We start from the raw sequence: 23330 nt of genomic DNA on the forward strand, positions 1-23330 counted from the left end.
ATGCAGGGAGGCGCTTGCTCGGAACTTTGAGCGACGGGGAGCCTAAGAGTTCGACCGCTGTTCCCTATCGCGGCAGTTGAGAAGGTTGACTAGATCGTCGGCTTCGTCGATGGACATGTCGATCAAGGGGACGCCTATCTCGACAACCGGCTGCCCGGTGAACACGTCGATGATGTCCCACGAGCCTTCGGGCGTCTTCTCAATGTCGTATCGTCGGGTCATGGGTGATTTCGAGAGCAGGATTTAGTGCGGTAGCCGCTTAACGTTCGAGTTGTGGGACTGGCGTTGCTGGTCTGATCTAAGTAGTGAACTGAGAGGGCTCGGCATGTCGGTGCGACTCCCTTTTGAAGTCGACAGATGGACTACCAACACGAACTACCCTCCTCCCAGCAACTATGTGTGTCCAGCCCGATAGCGAGAAATCGGCACCCTTGTATGATCCATCCGACCGAGGTGAGGTCGATACCCCGGTCGCGGCAATAGCTGGCGCTGTCCTGGGTGTTACATGCCAGGACGCCTCGTTTGCCGCGCGGCCGCCGACTATCGCCACCCACCAGCTCTTCGATCGACAGGTTGTCCAGGAGACCCGCGTCGACGCCGGTGCCAACGCGCTGTCCAGTTGCTCCGGCGTGTCGACCTCGATCATGGCCATCTGTCCACGCAATAGCTGTCCGCGGTTCATAGGCATATTGGTCCTTGGAAATAATGGAAACGGTGCCCTACTCCCCTTCGCCAATTGGGCGTATTTGAATGGAGATGGCGCCGCATTCAGGCACGGATGTGATCAACGCACCGACAATGATGGCCAATGCCGCGAGCATTCCTGGACCCGTCAGCCATTCGCCGAAGAACACGGCTGCAAAGAGGGCGGAAAAGAATGGCTCACTCGATTCGATGACCTGCGTCTTGTAAGCCTCGATATGCTGAAGGGCGAGGATTGTGCAGTAGAAACCGCAGAACGAGGGGATAATCCCCAGCGCTAACAAAGCTGGAATGGTGTTCACTGACGGGATTGGCGCGCCGCTCCAAGCGTAGGGAACGGCGAGCATGGCAAAGCCATAAGCCAGGAACCACCAGAAAGTTTCTAGGGTCGAGCGAAGCTTGAAGAATTTCCAAGCGAAAATAAAGCTGGCGTAGCCTAGCCCTGCGATAAGGGCGAGGCAAATGCCGATAATGCTTCCAGCCATCATGCCGTCGCCGGCAATCAGGAAGTAGCCTCCAAGGAAAACCATCGTCATGGCGAACGCCTTTCGCGTGGTCACCCTTTCCTTAAGTATGAGGATGTCGAGAGCGATTGCACCAAGGCCGCCAGTGAAAACAAGGATGGCAACAAGTGGGATCGGCGTGTAGGCGAAAGCTTGGGTTTCGAAATGATAAAGCGTGAAGATGCCAAGCGTAGAGCAGACGGCGATCTTCCACGATCCCGTGAAAGCGGCGAGGAGTCGAGCCAAGCCTCCAGACCTCAAAAGGATGACGATCGAGAGTAGCAAAAGAGCAATGCCGCAACGCCAGAATGCGACCGCGGTGGGGTCGAGCCCTTCATTAAAGGCGGACCGGGAAAGCACTCCGACGGTTCCATTGGACAGAGCTGCGAGAAGGGCGAAACCGGCCCCAAGGATCGACGACAAATAAGCATTCTTCATGGCTGTGACTTCATTGCTATCATGTGGGAGCGGCAGGCTTCGCCGAATGCACGGAAGATTTCGACGCTAAGTGGATCCTCTGCGTGAAACCATTCAGGATGCCATTGCACGGCGGCGGCAAACGTTGCCGTGCCCTTTACGGAGACAGCTTCGATGACGCCGTCCATACATCGCGCATCGACCTCAAGACCATCAGCCAAACGCGCGATCCCCTGCCGATGCAGGGTGTTGACCAGGACCGGTTTCTTTTGCGAGCGACGGATGCACTGGGCAATGTAACCTCGGCCTTCGGCTTGAATTGCATGCGAGCAGGCATATTGAAGGTCGCGCGGGAGCGTGAGGTCTTCCACATGAGTGATCCGACCTTGACCTTCCGAAAGGTCATTTGCGAGGGTACCACCAAGCGCGACGTTGAGTTCCTGCAACCCACGGCAGATTCCGAACAGCGGAATGCCGGACGACAGAGCAATCTTGATCGCAGCAATACTTGTCCGATCCCGGTCGAGATCGAGCGTCTCTGGACAAGCTTCTGGCCCCCCATAAAGCGAGGGCGAGACATTCGACTCCGCCCCGGTCAGCAGCACCCCGTTGAGGACCGAAAAGCAGGCCTGCAGACTCTCTTCCTCAAGTCCGGCCGGAATGACGAGCGGCAAAACACGCGCGGTCGAACGCAAGGCTTCGAGATAACGGATGCGCACCGTCTCATAGCCGACGCTGTCCACTGTCTGGCGGTTAGAAAGGACACCGACGATCACCGGACTTCTGTCTGCAATCGCGGTCAAATCAGGCGCCCCCAAGGGCTTGCCCGATATCGGCGATGATATCATCGATATGCTCAAGTCCGACGGAGATGCGGACTGTTCCATCGCAAACCCCGGCAGCAAGGCGCGCCTCGCGGGGAACCGAAGCATGAGTCGTCGAGGCTGGATGCGTGGCGAGCGTTCTCGCGTCGCCAATATTTGAGACGTGGTAGGCGAGTCGCAGGCTCTCGATAAAACGCCCCCCGGCCTCGATGCCTCCAGCGATATCGAAAACGATCATGGGGCCGCCATGATCGCCCATGTTCTGCACGGCGCGATGCCGTTCGACAGTTCCGCCAAAAGCCGGATACTTCACGTCGACAACACCAGGATGCGCCTTAAGATAGTCGGCCAGCTGCCGGGCATTGGAGCAATGTCGCGGCATTCGCAAAGGCAGCGTTTCCAACCCTTGGATGCAGAGGAAAGATGAGAACGGGGACGGGCAGGGTCCAAAGTCGCGCATGAGCGTGTTGCGCATCTTGAGCAGGAACGGGCTGGCCCCATATGGGCCGGGCAGACCGCGCGCAGCATCAAGCCAGAGTATGTTGCCATGGGAGATATCAGGACGTGTCATCAACGGAAAGCGCTCGGCATAAGCAGCCCAGTCGAAGGTGCCGCCGTCGACGATAATGCCGCCAATCGTGGTGCCGTGGCCGCAAATATATTTGGAAGTGGACTGCACGGTTAGATGGGCGCCAAGCTTGAGAGGGCGTGAAATGAGGGGGGTCATCGTGTTGTCGATGATCAGCGGAATTCCGACTTCATGCGCGATCGCCCCCACTTCGACGATCGGGAAGGGGCTGAGCTTCGGGTTGGGAAGCCCTTCCGCAAACCAACAGCGAGTGCGGTGGTCCGAGGCTTCGCGGAAGCGCTCGGGATCACTCGGATCGACGAAGCGCGTTTCGATCCCGAGCCGCTGAAACGTGCTGGCGAGCAGATTGATTGTCCCGCCATACAGGTGCGCGGAGCTCACGATATTGTCCCCGGTAACAGCAATGTTCAGGATCGCAAGCATTATCGCGGCCTGTCCCGAGGAGGTTGCCAAGGCGGCGACGCCACCCTCGAGAGCCGCGACACGTTGTTCGAATATATCCGTCGTCGGGTTCATCAACCGCGAATAGGTACGCCCCTGCCGGCGGAGATCGAAGACGTCCGATGCATGGTCAATGGATTCGAACGCATAGGCGTTCGAGAGATAGATCGGTACAGTCGTCGCCAGGGTCGCCGGATCACAGCGATAGCCCCCATGCAGAACCGTCGTTTCCGCATGAAGAGCCGGCGTCGGCTCCAATCGTGTTGCAGGGCCATCTTTTTGGAGTTTGGTCAACTTCGAGTACTCCGGAGACACATTGTTCTCGATGGATAGTGTTCAGGCCCGCGATCCCGCTCTTGCGGCGAAGCGCTTCCGGTTCTGGTCGCGGATCAGCTTCAGGATCGAAGGCTCGCCATTTGGGCCAGATTGGAAGATCCCGCCCGCTTCGCAACAGTGCGCGGCATAGGCGGGGTCCCTCATGCGGATGGCGTGAGCTTCGGGCAAGCGCCAGAGCGGGGTCGCTGGATCGAGATGATGATCGAGATGATAGTTGTCGCCGTTGATCGCGGTCAGCCACTTCTCGATATGACGGCTGCGGCGATTCCGGGTCATTTCCAGATCTACGGTTCGGCGGTCGATGGAACTGCAATGCTCAGACATCTCGATGAACCAGCCGATGATGTGAAACGAGGTCAGGTAGGGAACTACCCAGAGAAGGACAAGCTCCTGGAAGGAGCCGTAGGCTAGAGCGAGCGTTACGACACACGCCCAGAACGCGTAGAAGCCCCAGCGATCGAACACGTAAAGCCATGTCTCTTCGCGCTTCACTCGCGTTGAGCTCTCCTTGCGAGAGAAGGTGTCGAGGATCATCCGGTATCTGTTGCGGAGCAGATACTTCAGATATGCGTAGGTTTTCGATCCAAGCAGCGGCAAGATGATGATCTTCCAAACGAAGGAGCGATCCGTTTGGGGTGTGAAGACACCTTCCGCGATGAAAAACCTCAGGTCAGGATCGGCATCGGCTCTCCCGAGGTAGGGGTGATGGCTGTGGACGTGGGACTCCTTGTAGGCGAAGTGGCGTTGAAACAGGGGCCAAGCCGTCAGCAACGTGCCGAGCAGGAAGTTCAGCACACGATTTTTTGTCAGCACACCGTGCGCACAATCGTGCAAGATGGTGGAGATGCCTCGCTGACGGGCTCCGATGACAATCACAGTCAGGGGATAGAACCACCAGCTTACTCCAATGACCAGCCACGCGAAGGCGGCGATCACCGCATAGTCCTTTATGATGTAAAGAGGCCCATGCCAATTGTCGGTCTCAAGGGCCTTGATCTCGCGAGTGATGGATCGATCGAAGCGGTAGTGGTTGTAGCGCCTTGGGGCTTCGATGCCGTGATACTGGGGCTGTACATGAGCGTTCATGAAAACACCTTTTGCCGAGAATTGCAGGGCCACTCGGCGGTATAGTCGCCGACGAAGCGGTCAATGAGATCAGCTTTGACGTTTGGCATGACAATCGCATGGGCGCAGTTGCCATGACATGCGAGCTGGTATTCGCTAACGAGCCTCTCGGATGGTTTCGGAAACACAACCGTCAAGGAGCACGGATTGAGCAGTACCGGGACACTCGCTGAGCGTAGTGCTCCGGCAAAGCCATCCGCGCGCTCGATGCAGGTTCGGGCAAAATGACGGAAACCGGCGATACCGAGGCGCGTCAGCCGGTTCCATATCGCCAGAACGGCGTGGCCGTTTCGCGATCCCATCAAGGTAGTATCATCAGAGCGCAAGTAGCTCACGGCGGAGGCCACTCGACGGACATGTTCGCGTCGGACTACGAGGATGCCGCAGGGCATCGGCGTGCCGATCATCTTGTGGCCCGAGGTTGACATACTGTCGATCCCGTGCCGGAACGAGGGACGGATACCACTCGGTAAGCCATCGACGAAGGGAAGGACCATTGCATTCAGGGCGCCATCGACGTGGACGAAGCGCCGACTCGGATCGATCCCGACTTGGTCCAGAACGCTGATGCAGGACGCAATATCATCATGCGCCCCTTTCATGGTCGTTCCACAGGTCAATGCGAGAATAACGCAGCGATGGCGATTTGCCTGGACGACTTCCCTCAGAGCATCCGGACAGATGGCGCCGGTATGGTCGGCCTCGCACGTCAAGGCCTCGATCCCGAGGATTTTCGCCGCCTTTGGGATCGAATAATGCGCCTCTGTGGAGTATATCAGAACCGGATTACCGAGAGTCTCTCGCGCAAGATATAGGGCCCACAAATTGCCCTCAGTTCCGCTCGCACCCACAGCTCCCCAGTATTCTTCTGGATTGGCACATTCCCAGATCCGAGTGAACCAGTCGACCACCTCGCGCTCTACGCCACAAACCTCAGTCGCATAGTGTGAACCGACATAGGGGTCCCCCAAGTTATTGATAAAAAAATTGCAGAACTGAGAGATTGGCCAGGCGTCAAAGTCGAGATTGTAAGGGTATCCCAAGTGTTTTGCGCGCCTATCGGCGAATTTATTGCTGAGTTTATCCAGTGTCGCATTGATAACGACCGGTGTACTGACACGAGTGTCCAATATATCGCACGTAAGCTTCACGCATATGCTCCGCTATAGCCGCTCCAGGGAAACGGCAGGCAAGGGTGACGCAAGACGCACTCCAATCGGCCCGCCGCCACCCCGCCTCCGGCTCGGCGTCACTGATCCGGTAGGCCGGGTGGCGACTTCGGCGAGATAGCCGTCCACGGCCGTTGGGGGCATCGGTGCGCCGGGAACGACGGAATTGTCACACGACGAGAATATCGATTCGGCAACTCCTGACCCCTCGCGACGAGGAAGCCTCAAGAATCATGCCGACATCGCACTAAGAGGCTCAAAAAAGAGCGTTCCATATATTATTCAATGACTTAACGAGGTGCAGGAGGTCGATCTGTCCTCCGTCGCGGACCCGACAAAGCGACCGTAAATGTCGGTTGTCAGACGTTGTCCGGGAATGCTGAATAGGTGCTTGTTAACGGCGGCGAGCGAGGCATCGGATTCGAGCGGCCGTTGCGGCCACAGTCTTCCAGTCGGTCAAAGGGCGGCCCACCCCACCTTGAAAGGAAGAGCTGGTGGGCTAGAACGGCGAACGGCAGCGCCGCCCTGGTTTCTTGGCCCGCCTCGAGCACGATACCGAGATCCTTGACGAAAATATCGACTGTGCTAGAGGCCTCCGGGTCGTCCATGATCATGCGCGGCCCGCGATCTTTCAGCATCAAACTCGAGGCTGATGTGCCCGAGAGAATGTCGAGCATGCGCGCGGCGCCGTGGTTGCGCTTCAACACCCACGAGAAGCTGAACGCCTGCCTGCCTGACAAGTGTATCGCCTACGCCAAGACGCATCGTTATGTCGAGCAGCCGGAACGTACGATCTCGAACGTTTTCGAGGAGCGGCGCGGCAAGCTGGTTGAATACGCGGTTCCTTCGACGGATTACATACGATGCCGGTCTCGATCTAAAGGCCAGCGAGGCGCCGGTGCTGGGTCATGCCCGATCGGAAAGCCGCCGCGGAAGAGACAATAGCCGCGATCCAGGCGGCTATGCGATTGGCGAGACGAAGCCTGCAACCGCCAAAGTAATCGTGCGCAGGATCGCGCCGCGCGGCTGATGCGATTGCATCTCTCGCCGCACCGCGCTGAGGGCTTCGTCTGTCAGGCGGTCTAGGTTTCGCGCTTCGGGCCGAGCACGAACACTGTCGGGACGGCGAGCAACGTGGCAACCGCGCTGTAGGCAAAGACGCTAGCAACGCCGGCAGTATCCACCAGTAGTCCGCCGAAAATCGCGCCGGCTGCGATGGCCAACTGGAACGTTGCGGTCATTAGCGCACCGGCGCTTTCGGCCTGCTCGGGAGCGGCGCGCAGCACCATCCACGTCTGTAACCCCACCGGCACTGCGCCGAAGGCAAAGCCCCATACGGCAACCGCAATCGCCGAGGCCGAGGCCGATGTTCCCATCGTCAGCAGCGAGACTGCGGCTATCGCTATGAGCAGGGGTGGCAGAGCCGCGACTGCCTTGAGGCTGTGCTTGCCCAGGAATGCGCCGGCCAAATTACCGAAGAAGCCGCCGATGCCAGAAGCGAGCAAGACTAGCGAGATGGTCTCGATATCGAGCGCGGGAACCCTCTCGAGAAAGGCGCGGATGTAGATGAAGCTGGCGAAGTGCCCAGAAGCAACCAGCAGGACGACCAAATACGCGACCCTGGTCGTTGGATTCTTGGCCGCATCCAGCAGACTGCGGAATGTAGCCACTTCAATCGGAGGCAGCGTCGGAATGGTTATGAGTTGGACCAGCAATGTAATGGCATTAACGAATACGGCGATCATGAAGGCGGTTCGCCATCCCCAGATCTCTCCGACATAAGCGCCGATAGGAGGTGCGCAAACGGTAGCGACGGAAACGCCGGTGATGATGATCGACATGGCGCGCGGCAGGAAGTGACTTGGAACGAGCCGCATCGCCAGCGCTGCCGAAATCGACCAGAACCCTCCGAGCGCTATGCCGAGCACGACACGCGCCGTCAGGAAAACCGGCAGTGACCAGGCGACCTCCGCCAGAACGTTGGACAGGATCTGCAGCAGCGTCATCGCCCACATGACGATCTTGCGGTCCAGGCGCCTTGTAATGATGGCCATCGTCGGCGCCGAGATCGCCCCGGCGATTGCGGTCGCTGTCAGCGCCTGACCAGCCGCACCCTTGGTGATACCGAGATCATGCGCGAGTGGCGTCAGCACGCTGGCAGGCAGAAACTCTGCCGTCACCAGCCCGAAGGTGCCCAAGGCAAGCGAAATGACCGCACCCCATGCGGGACAAGACCGTTGATCGGGCTTTTCTGGGTCGTGCAGAGCAGCGTCCGTGAAGCCTGTCGCCGATTCGGCCATGAATAAGCTCTTCAGTTTGAATGCGCTGCAACATCGGGGTGGATGGGTCGGCCCGCATCAGAGCCAGAAACGCCGTCTTTCCCGACGGCGCTCAGCGACATGTTGTGACAGTGCGGCGTGCAATATCGATGCCGTTTCCTTGAGTCGGAGACGCTGTCGTCGAGGACGGGACAAGGTCCCGACGTTCGGCGGTAACGCTCGGTCACCAGAACCGAGAAATGTCCGAAGCTGAACAAGAATGTCGCAAGCCCGACCAAAAAGGCCGCCAAGGCTCGGCCACCGTTACCCGGGCAAGTGGTGCAACGCAAACGGTGCGCTAACCGGCACGCAACTTGCTCCGACAGTTTTGTCAGGGTGGCGTCAGCAGTGTGTGATGGAGCTCAGCGGTCATTGCCAATCTGTACAGCGTCTGATCCGGGACGTGTCCCGTGCTGGCAATCGACCTTGTGACCAGCCGTGCGATCCAATCGAGCGCAAGAACGCCTGACGTTCAGGAGAAACCAAATGACGATTAATGCGGTTCCAGATCATGTCCCGCCCGAAATGGTGAGGGACTTCAGTCTGTTTACGTCGCCTGGCATGGCGCCGACGCCCAACGGAGATCCGCACGCAGCTGTCGCTTGCGTCCATGCCGGCCCGCCGATCTTTTATTCGCCCTACAACACGCGCGATGGCCGGGGTACTTGGGTCATCACTCGCGCCGCAGACCAGCGCCGTGTGCTGCAGGACGCCGAAACCTTTTCCAGCCACCGCAGCATCTTCTCATCCGCGCTGGGCGAAAACTGGCCGATGATCCCGCTTGAACTCGATCCACCGGCCCATGGCGTCTTTCGCTCACTGCTCAATCCGCTGCTTTCGCCAAAGCGGGTGGTGGTATTGGAGCCGAAGGTCCGCGAGCGAGCGATCACGCTGATCCTTAGGATCGCCGCATCGGGCACAAGCTGCGACGTCATGAAGGATTTTGCCTTTCCTTTCACGGTCAGCATCTTCCTTCGCCTTCTGGGGCTTCCGGATCACCGACTCGATACATTTGTCGGCTGGGCGAAAGATCTGCTCCACGGCGACGATGTGAAGCGACCGGCGGCGGCCCGGACTATTGTGGCCTTCATCGACGAACTTGCAACCAAGCGCCGCAAGGAACCGGTCGACGATTTCATGACTTTCATCGTGCAGGCACAGGTCGAGGGCCGCCGGCTGACCGAGGAGGAAGTCCGTGGTATCGGCGTGCTCGTGTTCATTGCGGGCCTCGACACGGTCGCGGCAGCTATAGGCTTTGGCTTGGCTTATCTCGCGCGCAACATCAAAGATCAAGATTTGCTGCGGCGCGAACCGGACCGGATCGTGCTCGCAGCCGAAGAATTGCTGCGCGCCTATCCAAGCGTTCAGATAATCCGAGTGGCAACCAAAGACATAGACTTCGAAGGCGCGCCGATCCGCAAGGGGGATTATGTTTCCTGCGCCGCGATGATTGCCAATCGTGACCCAGCGGAATTCGAATGCCCCAACACGGTCGATCTGGCGCGAGAGGACAACCGCCACGCTGCCTTTGGCTATGGTCCCCATCGTTGCCTTGGCTCACACCTTGCCCGGCGGGAGATTGTCATTGGCCTGGAGGAGTGGCTGGCGCGCATCCCGGCTTTCCGGATCCAGAACGCTACGGCACCCATTACCTCCGGCGGCCATCTATTCGGGATCGAAAATCTGATCCTGGACTGGTCCTGACCAAGCCCGTCTCGGGCCGGGGCACAGACATTGGAGGTAGCGCTATGCGCATTATTGTCCACAAAGCCAAATGCCAGGGTCACGCGCGATGCTCGGCGCAAGCGCCGGACGTCTTCAAGCTTGATGACGAGGGCTACATCCTGCCCGGTGACATTGAGGTTGCGGAGGGGGGGCAACTGCTTGCGTCACGGGGTGCGCGATCCTGCCCCGAACGTGCGCTGGAACTCGACCCTACACCCGCTGCGCGGGTTGTACCGGACGCCATTGAACCAAGAGTCTGGCGGGCTTGAATGGGGATCGACCCTGTGGCCGCATACTGAAAGACGGCAGGCGGCCTCTGTCCCACCCCTCCTCCTCGTCGAACTGCGCAGGAGGCATCTCCGGCGTCGAGGTGCTCCCATGATGCGACCGGCGGGCGGGGCTTTGCGAAACATCTTTTCCTATCAGGGAATTTGCGGCAGAGACGATGGACCAGGCAAAAATTAACGAATTACTCGACCGTGAGGCGATCCGCGACTGCCTCTATCGATACTGCCGGGGGATAGACCGCGCGGATGAGGCGGCGTTGCGCAGCGCGTACTGGCCCGATGCGCATGACAATCACGGGGCCTATTGCGGCTCTGCAGAGGGCTTCATCCGGTTTGCGCTCGGTGTCTTCAAGACCGAGCCTCGCAACATCCATCAGATCACGAACATCCTGATCGAATTCATCAGCTCGGCAACGGCTGCGGTTGAGAGCTATTTCACCGCGCTGCAACACGGACCTGACAAAGACGGAGAAGTACGCCAGACACTCCTCTGCGGCCGCTACTGCGATCTGTTTCAGAAGAGGGAAGGGGAGTGGCGGATTGCCGAACGGACGGTGGTCTACGATTGGCTCGAGGAGCAGATCCCACCAGCGGTCCTTGAGGCAGAACGGTTCGGCCCGCGACAGCCGATTGGAGCACCTCATCCGCACGATCCGGTCTACGCGCTCGGGAAGCGTCGCATTCCTTTTTCGCCATGATGCCTTCAGAGATTTCGAACGGGAGATCCGCGTCGGCCGAGGGGACAAGAGACTATGACAACTTTGCAATGTTACAGCGCGCCCGGCGAAAGCCTGCCCGGTGAAGATGCGGCCGGCAGGATTGCCTTTCCGCCCGCGAAGGCTTGACCGTGACAGCGATCAGTTCTGTCGCCACGAGCCTGCTGACGACGCTGGTGTGCATCGATTTGCGGGATTACGGCAGAGCCGTTCATCAAGGTAAGTGCCTGTCCTCGGCGGGACCCTCACCAGCTTCGACTGCCAAATCGAGAGTTGGACCGCTGCCGAAACGCACGACGTCTATGTGGGGTCGCAACTGTCTGTCACCCGGGCGGGCTGCTTTACCTCATTCCGCCGCCCAACGGGTGATGGGCTGAGATCGCTGAGGCTCGTCGCGGAGAAGCTCATGAAGCAGGCAGGACGCATCGTCATCATTACAGGCGCCGCCGGCGGGATCGGCCGAGCCCTGGTCGATATTCTTGCCGGGGACGGACACACTGTTGTTGCGGTGGACCTTCCGGGCAGCGGCGTCGTTGAATTGGCTCGTGGTCTCGGCTACCCGCATCTCGGCCTCGAGTGCGATGTCTCGCGAGAGGAGGATATTCTCGCGCTTTACGGCCGGGTCGAAGCACAGTTCGCTGAGATCGGCGTCCTCATCAACAACGCAGCGGTGGGACCCACCATGGCTGCGACTGTCGACACCGGCGTCGACGCCTTCCGACGCCGCCTGGCAGTAAACCTAATTGGGCCGTTCGTCATGGCTCGCGAAGCGGCGAGACGCATGAGGCGAGGCGGTGCCATCGTCAACGTCGCTTCCATGGCAGGCATGGTCGGCAATCCCAAGCGTAATGCCTACGCAGCCTCGAAAGCAGGCCTGATCTCGTTGACGAGGTCGCTTGCATGCGAGTGGGCGTCTCGTGGCATCCGCGTGACGGCGGTAGCACCGGGCTACGTGCGCACGCCGATGGTCGCAGAACTGGAACGCGCGGGCAAAGTGGACCTCGACGCGGTGCGCCGCCGTGTGCCGATGGGGCGCTTGGCGCGGCCCGACGAGATCGCCCGCGCCGTGCGTTTTCTGGCCAGCACGCAGGCGCGCCACATCACCGGATCGGTGCTCGCGGTCGACGGCGGCTGGATGTCATTCAACCAACCGGGGGATGCGCACCCACCGGTGGATGGGACGCCCCGAGCCGAACTCTCCTGTCCGGCCGAACGCACCGACGCGCGAATCGTGCTCGTCACGGGCGGCGCGAACGGCATAGGCGAGGCCGTCGTTCGCCGCTTTGCCGCCAACGGCGATACCGTCGTGATTGCTGATAGAGATGGCGCTGCAGCGGCAGAGCTCGCTGGATTGCTCGACAGCAAGACCCCGGCCAAATCCGTGGACGTGGCCGTTGAGAGCGAGGTGGTGGCGCTGTTCGAGGAGCTGCGGGGACGGTTCGGGCGCATCGATGTGCTCGTCAACGGTGCTGCTGTCGCCGACACTTGGTTGTCGGGGCTCAAACAAATACCGCAACAGATCGAACACGTCCTGGATGTCAATCTTACCGGCGCCTTCACCTGTGCGCGCGAGGCGATCAAGGCGATGTGCCCTGGCGGAGTGATCCTCAACCTCGGATCGGTCAACCACTTTCTGCCGTTCGCGCCGCGCCATGCCTACAGCGCCTCCAAGGCGGGGATGGACATTCTGACCCGATGTATGGCGGCCGAACTCGGACCGGTAGGGATTCGAACAGCCACCGTTGCTCCTGGCTACATCCGCACGCCTGCACTTGCTCAGTTGGCGAAAGCCGGCCGCATCGACTCGACAGCAATCGGACGACGCATCCCCACGGGCACGACGGGACGGCCAGAAGACGTCGCAGATGCGGCGTTCTTCCTTGCTTCGTCTGACGCCTCATACATCAACGGCTCGATCCTCTACGTGGACGGCGGTTGGACCTCGTTCGGTGATGCGGGAAACGCCTGTGAACTCTATGACGAATGTTTTGCGGAGGCCGTGGGTTGATTATCGACCAATCGCCAGCCGACGGGCTGCGGCTCATCGAAGCCGAGGACGTCCAGAGCTTCAGGCTTCGGCTGCGCGCGCCCGCGCTTCCTGCAATCGAGCATGTCATCTTCGGCCATGACGAAAACGTCCTCATCGCGGTCGAAGCGGTTCCAACCGCTCGGGGCGCGCCTGCAACCGCCGAATGGCGAGCGGTTTGCTGCAAGAATACGCCGCCGCCAAGGGCTGGATCGACGCTGCGGCCAATGCCTTCTGTGCGCATGCCGGGCGCTGCCCCTGACCGGCAAACTCCCTCTGTAAACAAGGAAGCACCATGGAATTCGCGACCTTCATCCTGGCCGCCCAGCGCGGCTATCATCAATCGTCCGATAGCGTCATCCGCAACTCCATTGAGCAGGCTGTCGTATCCGAGCAGGCTGGCTTCGATACCGCGTGGTTCGCGGAGCACCACTTCAACAATTACAGCCTGATTCCCTCGCCCTTGATGATGGTGGCGCACTGCGCCGGCGTGACGAGCACCATTCGCCTTGGCACCGCCGTCTGCGTGCTGCCGCTTTATCAACCTCAGCGCCTACTTTCCGAGATCGGCTTCGCCGACATCGTTGCGAACGGCCGTCTCGAGCTCGGCGTCGGCTTGGGATACCAGCAATTCGAGTTCGAGCGCTTTGGTGTAAATGTCGATGAGGCGCCGGCCGTCTTCTCGGAATACTTGGACATCCTTCTGAAGGGCCTCAACCAAGACATCTTCGAGCACGACGGCCAGTATGAGAGCATACCCCCGACAGCGATTTCGGTGCGCACCGTCCAGAAGCCGACACCGCCGATCTGGATCGCCGGCGGGTCCGCGCGCATGCGCAGGGCCTATCGTGAGGGACACAATTTCTTTGTCACAGCATTCCACAATGGCTTGGAGACTTTGAGCACGCTGCGCGAATCCATCAAGAGGGCGGCGGCTTCCGCAGGTAAGAATGTCACGGACGCCAAGATATCGCTACTGCGCTGCTGCTATGCCAGCGACGACGAGGCAGAGATCAACAGCTATCTCGACAATGCCCGCTTCCAGCGCCGGCTGTCTGAAGCACTGCATCAGCGCCGCCAGCAGAGCCTGGACGGCTATCTGCTGCAGGAAACGCCGACGCAGCAGGACCTGTCATTCGAGACGATGCGCGAGAACCTGCCGATCGGCAGCGTGAATCGCGTGATTGATCGCCTATTGGAAGAGGTGGATATCTTGAAACCGGACCAGATCGCAATTCAGACCCAGTTGGGGGATTTCGACCAAAAGACAATGTTGCGCCAGATCGAGCTCTGGGGAGACAAGATCATCCCGGCGGTCAACAAGTCGCTCGCTCATGCGGGGGGGTAAAATCCGCAACGGCCTGAACTCTCACCTCGGCTGGTTGGTCGTTTCGAAAGATAGAAGCGCGCGGTCAACAGCAGGGACGGAGCCTAGAGGTCGCTCGCCGCGACAGGTTCAGGGGGGCCTATGTCAAAGGTTTGTCAAAAGAATGCCGTGCCCCGGCTTCCATCGCTGTTGCCGCGGCCTCCGGCCGGAACGCAGCGTTCACCGTGCCGTACGCACAGTGACGACGCAGCTTCAGCATGGTGGTGGCACGACGTGCGCCCTGCAGCTGCAAGAAAGCTCGCTGCGTTGGAGAATTCCCGATGAGCGGTTTCGTCACCCGCGACGGCTCCAGATGGATGCCGGAATTGACCGCTATCGACGGCATGACCCTGCATCGGCTGCGGCCGCTGTTTCAAGGTCTGCTCACGCCATGTCATGCACCTTTACGGCGTCGATGACGCGGGTGAGATTTTCGGCGCCTGCGCCGGCGAGGACGACGATTTCGATGGCGAGCTCAATCGCATGATCATGGTCGTCGACCACGCCGGTCGCTGCACTGGCTGCGGTGTCTGCGCCTCCGTCTGCTCGAAGAGCTGCCAGACCCATATTGCGGCTGACAAGGTCGCCGCACGCTGGAGGATAAACCAGGAGAACGCCACCATGTTCGCCCATCACAATTGCCGGCTCAGCGCCCGCCAATGGCCGCGCATCGAGCTGGAGAGGAGATTCGACCAGCATGTGCTTGCGTGTGTGCTTTCGCGTGCGCTCGAGGAGGTCGAGGCCGGCGAGGCGACGGCGACGGAGGCGACCGGCCTTTCGCACGCCGAGCTGCGCAACGTCCTGCCCCGCGGTTTCCCCGCTGCTGCTGTCAACGCCTTCGCCTTGAAAGAGGTGAGCGACCCCGAGCCCGACATGGAGGAAGAACTTCTGCGCGGCCTGCTGCTGGCTCATGCCCGGCCGGGCGACCCGGCGAGCACCCGCTTCGCCAAGATCATCGCGCGACGTGCCATGCGCGATGATCATCTGTGGCAGGACCTTGGCCTTTTCAATCGGGCCGAGCTCAGCCGCCTGCTTGCCACGCATTTTCCGACGCTGGCAGCCGGCAACACCCAGAACATGAAATGGAAGAGGTACTTTTACCGCAAGCTCTGCGAGGCGGAAGGTTTTTCGCTATGCACCGCGCCCAGTTGCCGGGAATGCAACGATTTCGAAAACTGCTTCGGCCCGGAGGAAGGCGAAAGCCGCCTCGCACGCATTAAGAACGGGATCGCTCTGGATTAAGCGCCGCTTTCGTCAGCGGTGCGAGGCCGCCGGGCCTTGACCGCCATTTAGCCATAAGCGCTTTTCCCGCCGCCGTTGCACAGAGGAGGGGATGTTCATCGCTTCGCGATATTTCGTGACGGTGCGGCGTGCTACTTCGATGCCGGTTTCCTTGAGCCGGCCGACGATGTCATCGTCGGAGAGCACGTCGTGGGGCGATTCTGAGGCGACTATCTCCTTGATCCGATGGCGGACAGCTTCGGCGGAATGCGCGTCGCCGCCTTGGCAGGAGGCGATCGAGACAGTGAAAAAATACTTCAGTTCGAACACCCCGCGTGGGGTAAGCATGTACTTGTTCGATGTCACTCGGCTTACGGTCGACTCATGCACGTTGATCGCGTCAGCGACAGTCCTGAGATTGAGAGGCCTCAGGTGGGCGACGCCATGTTCCAAAAATGCCTCCTGTTGGCGCACGATTTCAGTCGCAACCTTAAGGATCGTCTTGGCGCGCTGATCGAGGCTGCGGATTAGCCAGTTCGCGTTTTGCAAGCATTCGTTGAGAAAGGCCTGATCTTTCGAATTCTGGACCGTGTGGCGCGAGACTTCGGCGAAATAGGTTTGGTTGATCAGCAGCTTGGGTAGCGTGTCCGGATCAAGTTCGATTTGCCATCCACCGCCGGGCGAGGGCATGACCCAGACGTCGGGTATGATGGATTCCGACGCTCCGGATTGGAATCGGTTTCCAGGCTTGGGATCGAGCGCACGGATTTCCTGCAACATGTCGAGAAGGTCTTCTTCATCGATACCACAACGCTGCTTCAATGCCTGAAAATCGCGTCGCGCAAGCATTTCAAGATTGGCAACCAAAGTTGCCATCGCCGGGTCGAACCGGTCTCGCTGGCGCAACTGGATCTCAAGGCATTCGCTGAGCGTCCGCGCGAAGATTCCCGGTGGATCAAAGTGCTGCAAGGTTCCGAGAACCCGTTCCACATCAGCCTCCCGGATGTTTAGGCTCTCCGCCAGCTCCAAAAGATTTGCCCGGAGATAGCCAGTGTCTTCCAGATGCGCGGCAAGCTGGCCAGCAATCAGCCGCTCCTGTGGTGTGAGCGCAGTGAGGGCGATCTGGCGAGCGACATGGTCGTGCAATGTTTCGGTGAGGGCAACAAACTCGTCGAAGGCAGGGCGATTGCCTGGTGGGTTGTTGGCCGTGTTGCGAAGTGATTTCCTTTCCCCGAGCCGTTCGGGGGATCCGGCCATGGTCGGCCTGGCAACGTCGTTTTCGCCTGCGCCGATGTACTGATCCTCCCCCGAATTCGGCAACACGTCGCCAAGAGCCTCGCCTTCGTTTGAAGCAGGCTCCAAAAGCGGATTCTTCTCGAGTTCCTGCTCCACGAACTGATGCAGTTCGGCATGCGCCAGTTGCAGCAATCGTATCGACTCAATGAGTTGAGGCGAGGCAACCATAGATTGCTTCTGGCGCTGAAGCAGGCTTGCTGATGATTGCATGGTGAGCGCGATAATCCTGTCGAGGAGACTCTTGGCCGTGCGTAATGGGATCAGTGAGACGTCCTCTAGGTCATGCGGCGGCCTTCAGCGTTTCAAGAACGTTCTGCGGGGATGAGACGCCATAGGGGTCGGTCTCGCAGTTGTCGGAGAACCCTTCCTCCTCGAACCACTGCTCCACCACGCCATTGTCGATCAGGGCGGCATAGCGCCAGGAGCGCATGCCGAAGCCGAGATTATCCTTGGCGACCAGCATGCCCATTTTGCGCGTGAACTCGCCTGAGCCGTCAGGGATGAGCCCGACCTTCTGCAGGCCCAGGGACTTCCCCCATGCATTCATGACGAAGGCATCGTTGACGGAGACGCAGTAGATCGCGTCAATTCCCTCCTTCTCAAACTCGTCATAGAGCTTTTCGAAATTGGGCAATTGGTAGGTTGAGCAGGTCGGGGTGAAGGCGCCAGGCAGCGAGAACAGTATGACGCGCTTGCCGGCAAAGTAGTCGTCGGATGTTCTTTCTTCCCAGCGATATGGATTTGGCCCCTGGACTGACTCGTCGCGAACACGCGTGAGAAAGGTAACGAAGGGAACCTTCTTTTGAACGGTCATCAACTTGCTCCTCTAGAAAAACTGGTGCACTGGATTTCAGCTGGACTGGCGTAATAGCGAGCTAGGGCCCGCGTGCCGGGGATAAGATGAGGCCCTCGCGGCTCTAAACCTCCTTTTTTCATCCGGATGTATGGGAATGTCCTGGCTCCTGGTCTTCGTTACCCGAACGCCATCGATATGACTGAGCTGGAGGCCTCCGAGTCGCTTGGGCAATTTTTCCACGGCTATGGCGCCGAACGCGGCATCGATCACCCGCTGCTCGTACCCGGGAAAAAGTGATGGCAACCGGAAGTAGTCAGTATCGAAATAGGCGTGGGCGACCCTTTGATGGGACTCTTGGGCACTCACATGCTGATGAGAACCGGCAAACGGCAATTGCGCGAGCGCCACGTGTTGGCGCGCCGGTATCGGATCTGCCATGCGCAAAGCAGCTACCAGGCAAGGACCTCCGAAGCGGACGATTTCCCGATCTCCAGCGGGAGTGGGCACCGTCGCCTCGGACGATCGTATAGAGGTTCGCGTCTCAGCCATGGTTGGGTAGTCGCTTTCTTCGTGCTTTGATGGGCTCTAACCACGAGGAGCAAGCGGCATGCCATTTCAATTGAAGATGCCTTTGCAGCGACCCTTTGGCTTGAAAGGACCGGTGTCTTCGCCAAGACCAGGCGCGCTCTATAACCGCTTGGTCACCACACTGAACAAAGGTGCTAGGTGCGCATATTCAGCGCTTCCGCACCGGCTCGGGAAACCCAAACCGGACAGACCGAGCCGGATGCAATACCGCACACGGGCGGCACTGCAGCGATTGCACAGTGTCTGCCGCTAGCGTGTTCTTGCATGCGCAGAGGCACGGCTATCGCGAGCACACGCCTTTAGCAGCAACCGTGAGCGCGCGCTCTTCAGCAAGCGCCCTGGTCCGGACTCGGCGAGGATCGAATTCGGCTCGGGTGCGACATTACATGCTTGAGGTTCCATTTGGTTTCCCCGAGCGTGTCTATCGGCAACCTTCTTGTGTCCGAAACTGGACAAGAGTGTCGCAAGCCCGACCGAAAGGCCGCCAAGGCCGGGCCACCGTTAGCGGGCAAACGATGTAGCGCAAACGGAGCGCCAATCCGGCACGCAAATTGCCCCGATGATCTTGTCGGGGACGTCAGCAATGCGTCGCAGAGCTCAGCGGCGCCGTGACGACGCATGATGCAGGATCGCATTGATCTTCGCTCAACTCAACTCGCAATAGGATGTTGCTATGACCGATATCGATCCCTTTGCCTGGCTGGCACTGTGTCGGCATTTCAAAAACGATGATTTGACGGGTCTCGCTAGCTCGCGCCGAAAGTTTGCTCCATATCTCCTGCCTGACCTTCAAACGGTGATTGAAGAGCAGATTGCACCTCTGTCTCCCAAGCTCGTCGGCGTCCACCAGCGGCACGAGTTCAATGCCATGAAGCTGTCGGACATGGTCATTCGCGAGGGAGAAGCCGTCGTTGCGCTGACACCCTTGGAATATCAGGACATCGATATCGGCGAAGATCTGCCTTATGCGTCTCTGCACAATGGCCTATGGTTATTCCATATCGGCGAAGAGCCTGTCGCGATCTTGCAATCGCAGTTTTTTGACTACTTTGGCGGGCGAACGGTTCAAGTGGAAATCGCCTATCTGCCTGGCGAGCAGGCATCAGCCTTCTCGCGCGAATTTCTTCGCAAGATCCAGGCGGCAGGCGAAAGCTCACGATACTACCGCAACAAGGTTCTCTCTTTCGAACCCGATGCACGAAACTCCGGGATGCCGGGAACGATGCGGGTTCATCGCCTTCCTGCCGTACCCCGGAATGACGTGGTGCTTTCCGAGGCAACTATGGCGCGTCTTGATGCCCACATCTTCGACTTTGATCGACACCGAGAGGGGCTGAAGCGCCTCGGCCAATCGACTCAAAAGGGCATTCTGCTTTACGGACCACCTGGCACAGGCAAGACGCACGTCATCCGTTATGTTTCTGCCAACCTGGTCGGGCGCACCACCGTTCTGGTCACGGCTGAGCAGATGAAGCAGATTGCCTCCTATATCGCACTGGCTCGTACCCTGCAGCCGAGCATCGTCGTGCTGGAGGACGTCGATCTGGTGGGCCGGTCACGAGAAGACATTTATGGTCAGAAGGCCGAAAGCCTCCTCAACCGTCTGTTGAACGAGATGGATGGTCTCGCACCAGATGCAGATATCCTCTTCATCCTGACGACGAACCGACCGGAGGACATTGAGGACGCGCTCGCCTCGCGCCCAGGCCGAGTGGACGAAGCAATTGAGATCCCGCTTCCCGACGCCGGTTGCCGCGAGCGGCTGATCGGGCTGTATGGTCAGACGCTCGTCTTCGAGGACGGAGCGGTGGCCGATGCCGCCGCACGCTCAGAGGGCAGCAGCGCGGCCTACGTCAAGGAAATGGTCCGCCGTCTCGCTCAACGGAGCCTTGCGCGGGACGGCGGTGATTTCGTCTCGCGCGAGGATGTGGAGGTGGTCTTCGGCGACTGCGCAATATTGTCCAGCCGTCTCAACAGGCGCATTGTCGGATTCAACGAGAAAACCTCAAAAAGACAAAACGCCGAAGAAGATGAATGTGACTGCTGCGACTAAGATGCTCGCGACGTTTCGAGAAATCCTGGCGCAGGCCGCAGACGATGGCGTGGAATTCGATGTCGACGCACTTCGCGTCGATCGTATTCGCGAAGAGCTAGAATATGGCGGGCTGTGGCTGCGGACAATAGCCTGTATCAGCGGTCCCCGGATCAGCCTGACGATCGACATTGGTGAGGGCCATGATTATGCCAGAAGTTGCGTCGGCACGCCGAGCGCCGGACCGGCCTCAGCAAGACGCTGGTCCAGAGTGTTGACCGTGGCGCCATGCTCCGACGCGGTCGCGAGATGCAGGGCGTCGCCGGCACGAAGCCCGAGCATGTGCTGATCGACAAACTTCGCTGCCGTACGGAAATGCCCGCCCGTCACCGGCAGCACGGTGAAGCTCTCGGCAACCAGCTTGTTGAACATCGCGAGCGCCGCCGCACGTTGCTCCAGGTTGATCTGCCCAGTCCGTAGCTTGATCGCCATGGCAGAGGACATCTCGGCGATCGTCCAGTCGCTGATAAGAAGCTGCGCCGGATCCTGGTCGGCGAGCCACACCTGCGCGCGCGGGGTCATCGCTTCATTGGAGAGTGCCGCGACGATCAGCGACGTGTCGAGATAGAGCATCAGTAGCGATCGCCATCCCGCATCGACCGCACCAGATTGGCGGCACCCTCCGCCTGCGGTGGCATGGTTGCCGTTAGGGATCGGAGCGGAGCCGCATCGATCCGTATGCGTGGCCTAGTCACCGCTGTGAGGCGCGCGACCGGCTTGCCACGCCGGGTGATGTCGATCGAATCCCCAGCCTCAACTCGGTCGACGAGTTCGCTCAGATGTGCCTTGGCGTCCGCCAGATTGATCGCGTCCATGTCACTGCTCCTGACCATGTAGATGGTCATATAGCATATGAGGTCTCAAAACCCAATGGGAGGGTTTCATGCGATGCGTTCTTATCCGGAGCAGTCCCCCTCCCGCCAGCGCGCCGATCTCCCGCGAGACGTTGGCGCGCGTCGGCAAAGCTGCATTCTCAACCTTGTATTTGCGAAGAATTGCGTGGCCGTGCGAAGAAGGCAGCTTTATCGATCATCGAGATCCTGCAACAACGAGGCGGCCAGCGCCTCCTCGGCGATGGCCACGCGGTGCTGAAGCATGGCCAGCGTCAGCGCTGCGTCCCATGATGCTTCGACCGCCTTTCCTCCAAGCGGGTGGGCCACGCTCGGCGCTGTTCGCACGGCGGCAATATAGTCGCCGGCGCCAAAGCGCCACGGCTCTGCACCATGTTCGCGCATGAGGTGGTTGCCGATGTGTAATCCGGGCCAGTCAAAATCGCCGTGATAGTAGAGCCGCGCGCCCGCCTGCGCGAGTTGGGCCAGAAGGCATCGTTGCGCAGCCGCTGGCATACCATCGGTGCAGACTAGCGGCGCGCAGCCAGCCCCCCATCGGTCAGCGGCGATGGCGAGCAGGTTGGGATTTTCGCACACATAGACGTCACGGCCCGTCGCATCCCACCGGGGCGGCGAGCGCAGCAGCGATCGCAGCGATGCATAGGCTGGCTCTCCCAGAGGCCAACGATCGCTTCCGGTCCCGCTTGTCGGCAGGTTCAGGGACAGGGCAGGGCGTGCCAGCTCGTTGACCAGAACCCCTGCTCTGGCCCACGTCTCGCGTGCTCGCTCCGCACCGCCGGCCGGGTTCAGATCGACGTCGTCTCTCGATTTCCGCATCGTCTTGCCATCTTCGTCGGTAACGGGTGCGGTCAGGTCAGGAGCGGGCGTGGCGGTCTGGCGCCAGACCGCCAGCACAAGTGTCGCGACCCCGCGGCCGTTGTCGAGCGCATGGGCATCGCCCAGAACGTCCGCGGCCAATTGCGAACGCGTAATGCCTTTTGCCGGCAGATGCCGCAGCACCTCTTCGGCGCGTCGGCAAAGCTCCGCTGCAGCGATTGCATCCTGCCGAGCGAGCCGCTTGAGCAGGCCGATGCCCTCCGGTGTCAGGAGCAAGCTGGCCAAGCCGGAATGCCTGCAACCATCGATTACACCGGACCACACTGTTTGCAGATGGAGGCGCATCCCGGCGAGATGAAGGATGGGGCCGTCGAGCTTTTCCAACGCGTCGCGCAGGGACGTTGCGATGCCGGAGCGCAGCAGGTCGGCATCGACGCGGCGGACGTCAATCTGTAGGGACTTGGAGCGGCGCTGGGGGCGGCCGAGCAGCGAGGCCAGTTTCGCGTGTTCTTCCGCGCTGAGCCCGGCGACGCGAATATGATCGACAGTGCCGCCGAGCGGCGCGCGCTCGAAGCGTTGGCGCAGTCGCTTGCGCAGCGGGGCGAGATGCTCGCCGCCGAGCAGGCGTTGAAGGCGCGGATCGACCTGGTCGCTCATCCCGGCGCAAATCGACGGTTGGGATCGGCCTCTAGCTTCCTCTCCCCTCCGTCCCAAGTCCATCGCGACACGAACACGGCGTCGATACCTTCGCGCCGTTGCAACTGACAGATGGCGACACCAGGCAGTTCAGCATAACAAGCCCACTCGCGCTCGCTGGTGATGACGAAGTCCAGATCGAACTCTCGGATCAGCCCCATGCAATGCGCGCGTGCTGTGTCATCGATGCCGGCGAATGCTTCGTCGAGCAGCATCAACCGCGGTGCCAGGGCGTGGCTGCTCTGGCCATAGAAGCTGGCGACCGCGGCAAACAGCGGCACCGTCAGACCGAGCGCCCGCTCGCCGCTCGAGGCGGGTCCGGAAAGCTTACGCCAATGTCCCTCCTGCCAGCGTTCGACGCGGAAGCGGTGCCAATGGCGATAATCCAGGGCGCGGGCGAGCTGGTCGAGCAGGGTACCGCCGCTGTCTT

21 protein-coding genes and 2 pseudogenes are annotated in these 23330 nt (G+C 60.1%); 9 read left to right on the forward strand and 14 right to left on the reverse strand.

Annotation, left to right across the window (positions count from 1 at the left end):
* Window positions 1-42: 42 nt before the first annotated feature.
* From DH08_RS07440 to DH08_RS07475, 8 genes are all read right to left on the reverse strand, one after another.
* Window positions 43-222: a hypothetical protein gene (locus DH08_RS07440; RefSeq protein ID WP_192178704.1), complete on the reverse strand. Its 180-nt coding sequence runs from the start codon at window positions 220-222 to the stop codon at window positions 43-45.
* 497 nt (window positions 223-719) lie between these two features.
* A complete protein-coding gene (locus DH08_RS07445; protein ID WP_192178705.1) occupies window positions 720-1643 on the reverse strand; it encodes a DMT family transporter in 924 nt (307 codons plus the stop codon).
* Window positions 1640-2425, reverse strand: a complete 786-nt coding sequence (locus tag DH08_RS07450; RefSeq protein ID WP_192178706.1) for a gamma-glutamyl-gamma-aminobutyrate hydrolase family protein — start codon at window positions 2423-2425, stop codon at window positions 1640-1642. Before DH08_RS07450 ends, DH08_RS07445 begins: the two co-directional genes overlap by 4 nt.
* A gap of 1 nt (window position 2426) precedes the next feature.
* Window positions 2427-3770 (reverse strand): O-acetylhomoserine aminocarboxypropyltransferase/cysteine synthase family protein, encoded by a 1344-nt coding sequence (locus DH08_RS07455; RefSeq protein ID WP_246800727.1) that lies wholly within the window; start codon window positions 3768-3770, stop codon window positions 2427-2429.
* 42 nt (window positions 3771-3812) lie between these two features.
* Window positions 3813-4898, reverse strand: a complete 1086-nt coding sequence (locus DH08_RS07460) for a fatty acid desaturase family protein (RefSeq protein WP_192178707.1) — start codon at window positions 4896-4898, stop codon at window positions 3813-3815.
* Window positions 4895-6067: a histidine decarboxylase gene (locus tag DH08_RS07465; protein WP_246800728.1), complete on the reverse strand. Its 1173-nt coding sequence runs from the start codon at window positions 6065-6067 to the stop codon at window positions 4895-4897. Before DH08_RS07465 ends, DH08_RS07460 begins: the two co-directional genes overlap by 4 nt.
* Window positions 6068-6465: 398 nt before the next feature.
* The gene (locus DH08_RS37115) at window positions 6466-6846 is read right to left on the reverse strand and encodes an NAD-binding protein (RefSeq protein WP_345892366.1); all 381 of its coding nucleotides are present in this window, start codon (window positions 6844-6846) and stop codon (window positions 6466-6468) included.
* A gap of 342 nt (window positions 6847-7188) precedes the next feature.
* Window positions 7189-8406, reverse strand: a complete 1218-nt coding sequence (locus tag DH08_RS07475) for an MFS transporter (RefSeq protein WP_192178708.1) — start codon at window positions 8404-8406, stop codon at window positions 7189-7191.
* 504 nt (window positions 8407-8910) lie between these two features.
* Between DH08_RS07475 and DH08_RS07480 the strand changes: the two genes are divergently transcribed.
* The 7 genes and pseudogenes from DH08_RS07480 to DH08_RS07510 all read left to right on the forward strand — a co-directional run bounded on the left by DH08_RS07480 (window position 8911) and on the right by DH08_RS07510 (window position 15786).
* Window positions 8911-10128, forward strand: coding sequence for a cytochrome P450 (locus DH08_RS07480; protein WP_192178709.1), 1218 nt, complete (start codon window positions 8911-8913; stop codon window positions 10126-10128).
* Between the two features lie 44 nt (window positions 10129-10172).
* The gene (locus tag DH08_RS07485) at window positions 10173-10418 is read left to right on the forward strand and encodes a ferredoxin (protein ID WP_192178710.1); all 246 of its coding nucleotides are present in this window, start codon (window positions 10173-10175) and stop codon (window positions 10416-10418) included.
* Between the two features lie 176 nt (window positions 10419-10594).
* Complete coding sequence (locus tag DH08_RS07490) at window positions 10595-11134, forward strand: nuclear transport factor 2 family protein (RefSeq protein ID WP_192178711.1); 540 nt, start codon at window positions 10595-10597, stop codon at window positions 11132-11134.
* Window positions 11135-11558: 424 nt separating this feature from the next.
* Window positions 11559-13160 (forward strand): SDR family oxidoreductase, encoded by a 1602-nt coding sequence (locus DH08_RS07495; protein ID WP_192178712.1) that lies wholly within the window; start codon window positions 11559-11561, stop codon window positions 13158-13160.
* Between the two features lie 313 nt (window positions 13161-13473).
* Entirely contained in the window at window positions 13474-14526 is a 1053-nt protein-coding gene (locus tag DH08_RS07500) for an LLM class flavin-dependent oxidoreductase (RefSeq protein WP_192178713.1), read from the forward strand.
* 299 nt (window positions 14527-14825) lie between these two features.
* Window positions 14826-15135: pseudogene (fdxB, locus tag DH08_RS07505) on the forward strand (ferredoxin III, nif-specific); the annotation flags it as partial.
* 30 nt (window positions 15136-15165) lie between these two features.
* Window positions 15166-15786, forward strand: a complete 621-nt coding sequence (locus DH08_RS07510; protein WP_192178739.1) for a nitrogen fixation protein NifQ — start codon at window positions 15166-15168, stop codon at window positions 15784-15786.
* Between the two features lie 12 nt (window positions 15787-15798).
* On the opposite strand, the gene rpoN is transcribed toward DH08_RS07510, so the two are convergent.
* Both rpoN and DH08_RS07520 read right to left on the reverse strand, forming a co-directional pair.
* Entirely contained in the window at window positions 15799-17271 is a 1473-nt protein-coding gene (gene rpoN / locus DH08_RS07515; RefSeq protein ID WP_192178714.1) for an RNA polymerase factor sigma-54, read from the reverse strand.
* A gap of 70 nt (window positions 17272-17341) precedes the next feature.
* On the reverse strand, window positions 17342-17875 hold the full coding sequence (locus DH08_RS07520; protein WP_192178715.1) for a peroxiredoxin: 534 nt from the start codon (window positions 17873-17875) through the stop codon (window positions 17342-17344).
* A gap of 1243 nt (window positions 17876-19118) precedes the next feature.
* On the opposite strand from DH08_RS07520, the gene DH08_RS07525 reads away from it, so the two are divergent.
* Together DH08_RS07525 and DH08_RS36160 are read left to right on the forward strand one after the other, a co-directional pair.
* The gene (locus DH08_RS07525) at window positions 19119-20498 is read left to right on the forward strand and encodes an AAA family ATPase (RefSeq protein WP_192178716.1); all 1380 of its coding nucleotides are present in this window, start codon (window positions 19119-19121) and stop codon (window positions 20496-20498) included.
* A 1-nt stretch (window position 20499) separates the two neighbouring features.
* A pseudogene (locus tag DH08_RS36160) lies at window positions 20500-20679 on the forward strand (nucleotidyl transferase AbiEii/AbiGii toxin family protein); the annotation flags it as partial.
* 5 nt (window positions 20680-20684) lie between these two features.
* On the opposite strand, the gene DH08_RS07530 reads toward DH08_RS36160, so the two are convergent.
* The 4 genes from DH08_RS07530 to DH08_RS36165 all read right to left on the reverse strand — a co-directional run bounded on the left by DH08_RS07530 (window position 20685) and on the right by DH08_RS36165 (window position 23313).
* A complete protein-coding gene (locus DH08_RS07530) occupies window positions 20685-21110 on the reverse strand; it encodes a type II toxin-antitoxin system VapC family toxin (protein WP_192178717.1) in 426 nt (141 codons plus the stop codon).
* Window positions 21110-21352 carry a type II toxin-antitoxin system Phd/YefM family antitoxin gene (locus DH08_RS07535; protein WP_192178718.1) on the reverse strand — a complete coding sequence of 81 codons (243 nt, stop codon included), beginning with the start codon at window positions 21350-21352 and terminating at the stop codon, window positions 21110-21112. Before DH08_RS07535 ends, DH08_RS07530 begins: the two co-directional genes overlap by 1 nt.
* Before the next feature lie 207 nt (window positions 21353-21559).
* The gene (locus DH08_RS07540; protein WP_192178719.1) at window positions 21560-22861 is read right to left on the reverse strand and encodes a TIGR02679 family protein; all 1302 of its coding nucleotides are present in this window, start codon (window positions 22859-22861) and stop codon (window positions 21560-21562) included.
* Window positions 22858-23313 carry an SbcC/MukB-like Walker B domain-containing protein gene (locus DH08_RS36165; RefSeq protein ID WP_246800733.1) on the reverse strand — a complete coding sequence of 152 codons (456 nt, stop codon included), beginning with the start codon at window positions 23311-23313 and terminating at the stop codon, window positions 22858-22860. The genes DH08_RS07540 and DH08_RS36165 overlap by 4 nt, the downstream gene beginning before the upstream one ends.
* Window positions 23314-23330 lie beyond the last annotated feature (17 nt).

Source organism: Mesorhizobium amorphae (assembly GCF_014843845.1).
In the GTDB taxonomy this organism is placed as follows: Bacteria; Pseudomonadota; Alphaproteobacteria; order Rhizobiales; family Rhizobiaceae; genus Mesorhizobium; species Mesorhizobium amorphae_A.

Coding starts and splice junctions, on each gene's coding strand:
- DH08_RS07440 (WP_192178704.1), bottom strand. CDS start 222: ATGACCCGACGATACGACATTGAGAAGACGCCCGAAGGCTCGTGGGAC.
- DH08_RS07445 (WP_192178705.1), bottom strand. CDS start 1,643: ATGAAGAATGCTTATTTGTCGTCGATCCTTGGGGCCGGTTTCGCCCTT.
- DH08_RS07460 (WP_192178707.1), bottom strand. CDS start 4,898: ATGAACGCTCATGTACAGCCCCAGTATCACGGCATCGAAGCCCCAAGG.
- DH08_RS07475 (WP_192178708.1), bottom strand. CDS start 8,406: ATGGCCGAATCGGCGACAGGCTTCACGGACGCTGCTCTGCACGACCCA.
- DH08_RS07480 (WP_192178709.1), top strand. CDS start 8,911: ATGACGATTAATGCGGTTCCAGATCATGTCCCGCCCGAAATGGTGAGG.
- DH08_RS07485 (WP_192178710.1), top strand. CDS start 10,173: ATGCGCATTATTGTCCACAAAGCCAAATGCCAGGGTCACGCGCGATGC.
- DH08_RS07490 (WP_192178711.1), top strand. CDS start 10,595: ATGGACCAGGCAAAAATTAACGAATTACTCGACCGTGAGGCGATCCGC.
- DH08_RS07495 (WP_192178712.1), top strand. CDS start 11,559: ATGAAGCAGGCAGGACGCATCGTCATCATTACAGGCGCCGCCGGCGGG.
- DH08_RS07500 (WP_192178713.1), top strand. CDS start 13,474: ATGGAATTCGCGACCTTCATCCTGGCCGCCCAGCGCGGCTATCATCAA.
- DH08_RS07510 (WP_192178739.1), top strand. CDS start 15,166: ATGTTCGCCCATCACAATTGCCGGCTCAGCGCCCGCCAATGGCCGCGC.
- rpoN (WP_192178714.1), bottom strand. CDS start 17,271: ATGCAATCATCAGCAAGCCTGCTTCAGCGCCAGAAGCAATCTATGGTT.
- DH08_RS07520 (WP_192178715.1), bottom strand. CDS start 17,875: ATGACCGTTCAAAAGAAGGTTCCCTTCGTTACCTTTCTCACGCGTGTT.
- DH08_RS07525 (WP_192178716.1), top strand. CDS start 19,119: ATGACCGATATCGATCCCTTTGCCTGGCTGGCACTGTGTCGGCATTTC.
- DH08_RS07530 (WP_192178717.1), bottom strand. CDS start 21,110: ATGCTCTATCTCGACACGTCGCTGATCGTCGCGGCACTCTCCAATGAA.
- DH08_RS07535 (WP_192178718.1), bottom strand. CDS start 21,352: ATGGACGCGATCAATCTGGCGGACGCCAAGGCACATCTGAGCGAACTC.
- DH08_RS07540 (WP_192178719.1), bottom strand. CDS start 22,861: ATGAGCGACCAGGTCGATCCGCGCCTTCAACGCCTGCTCGGCGGCGAG.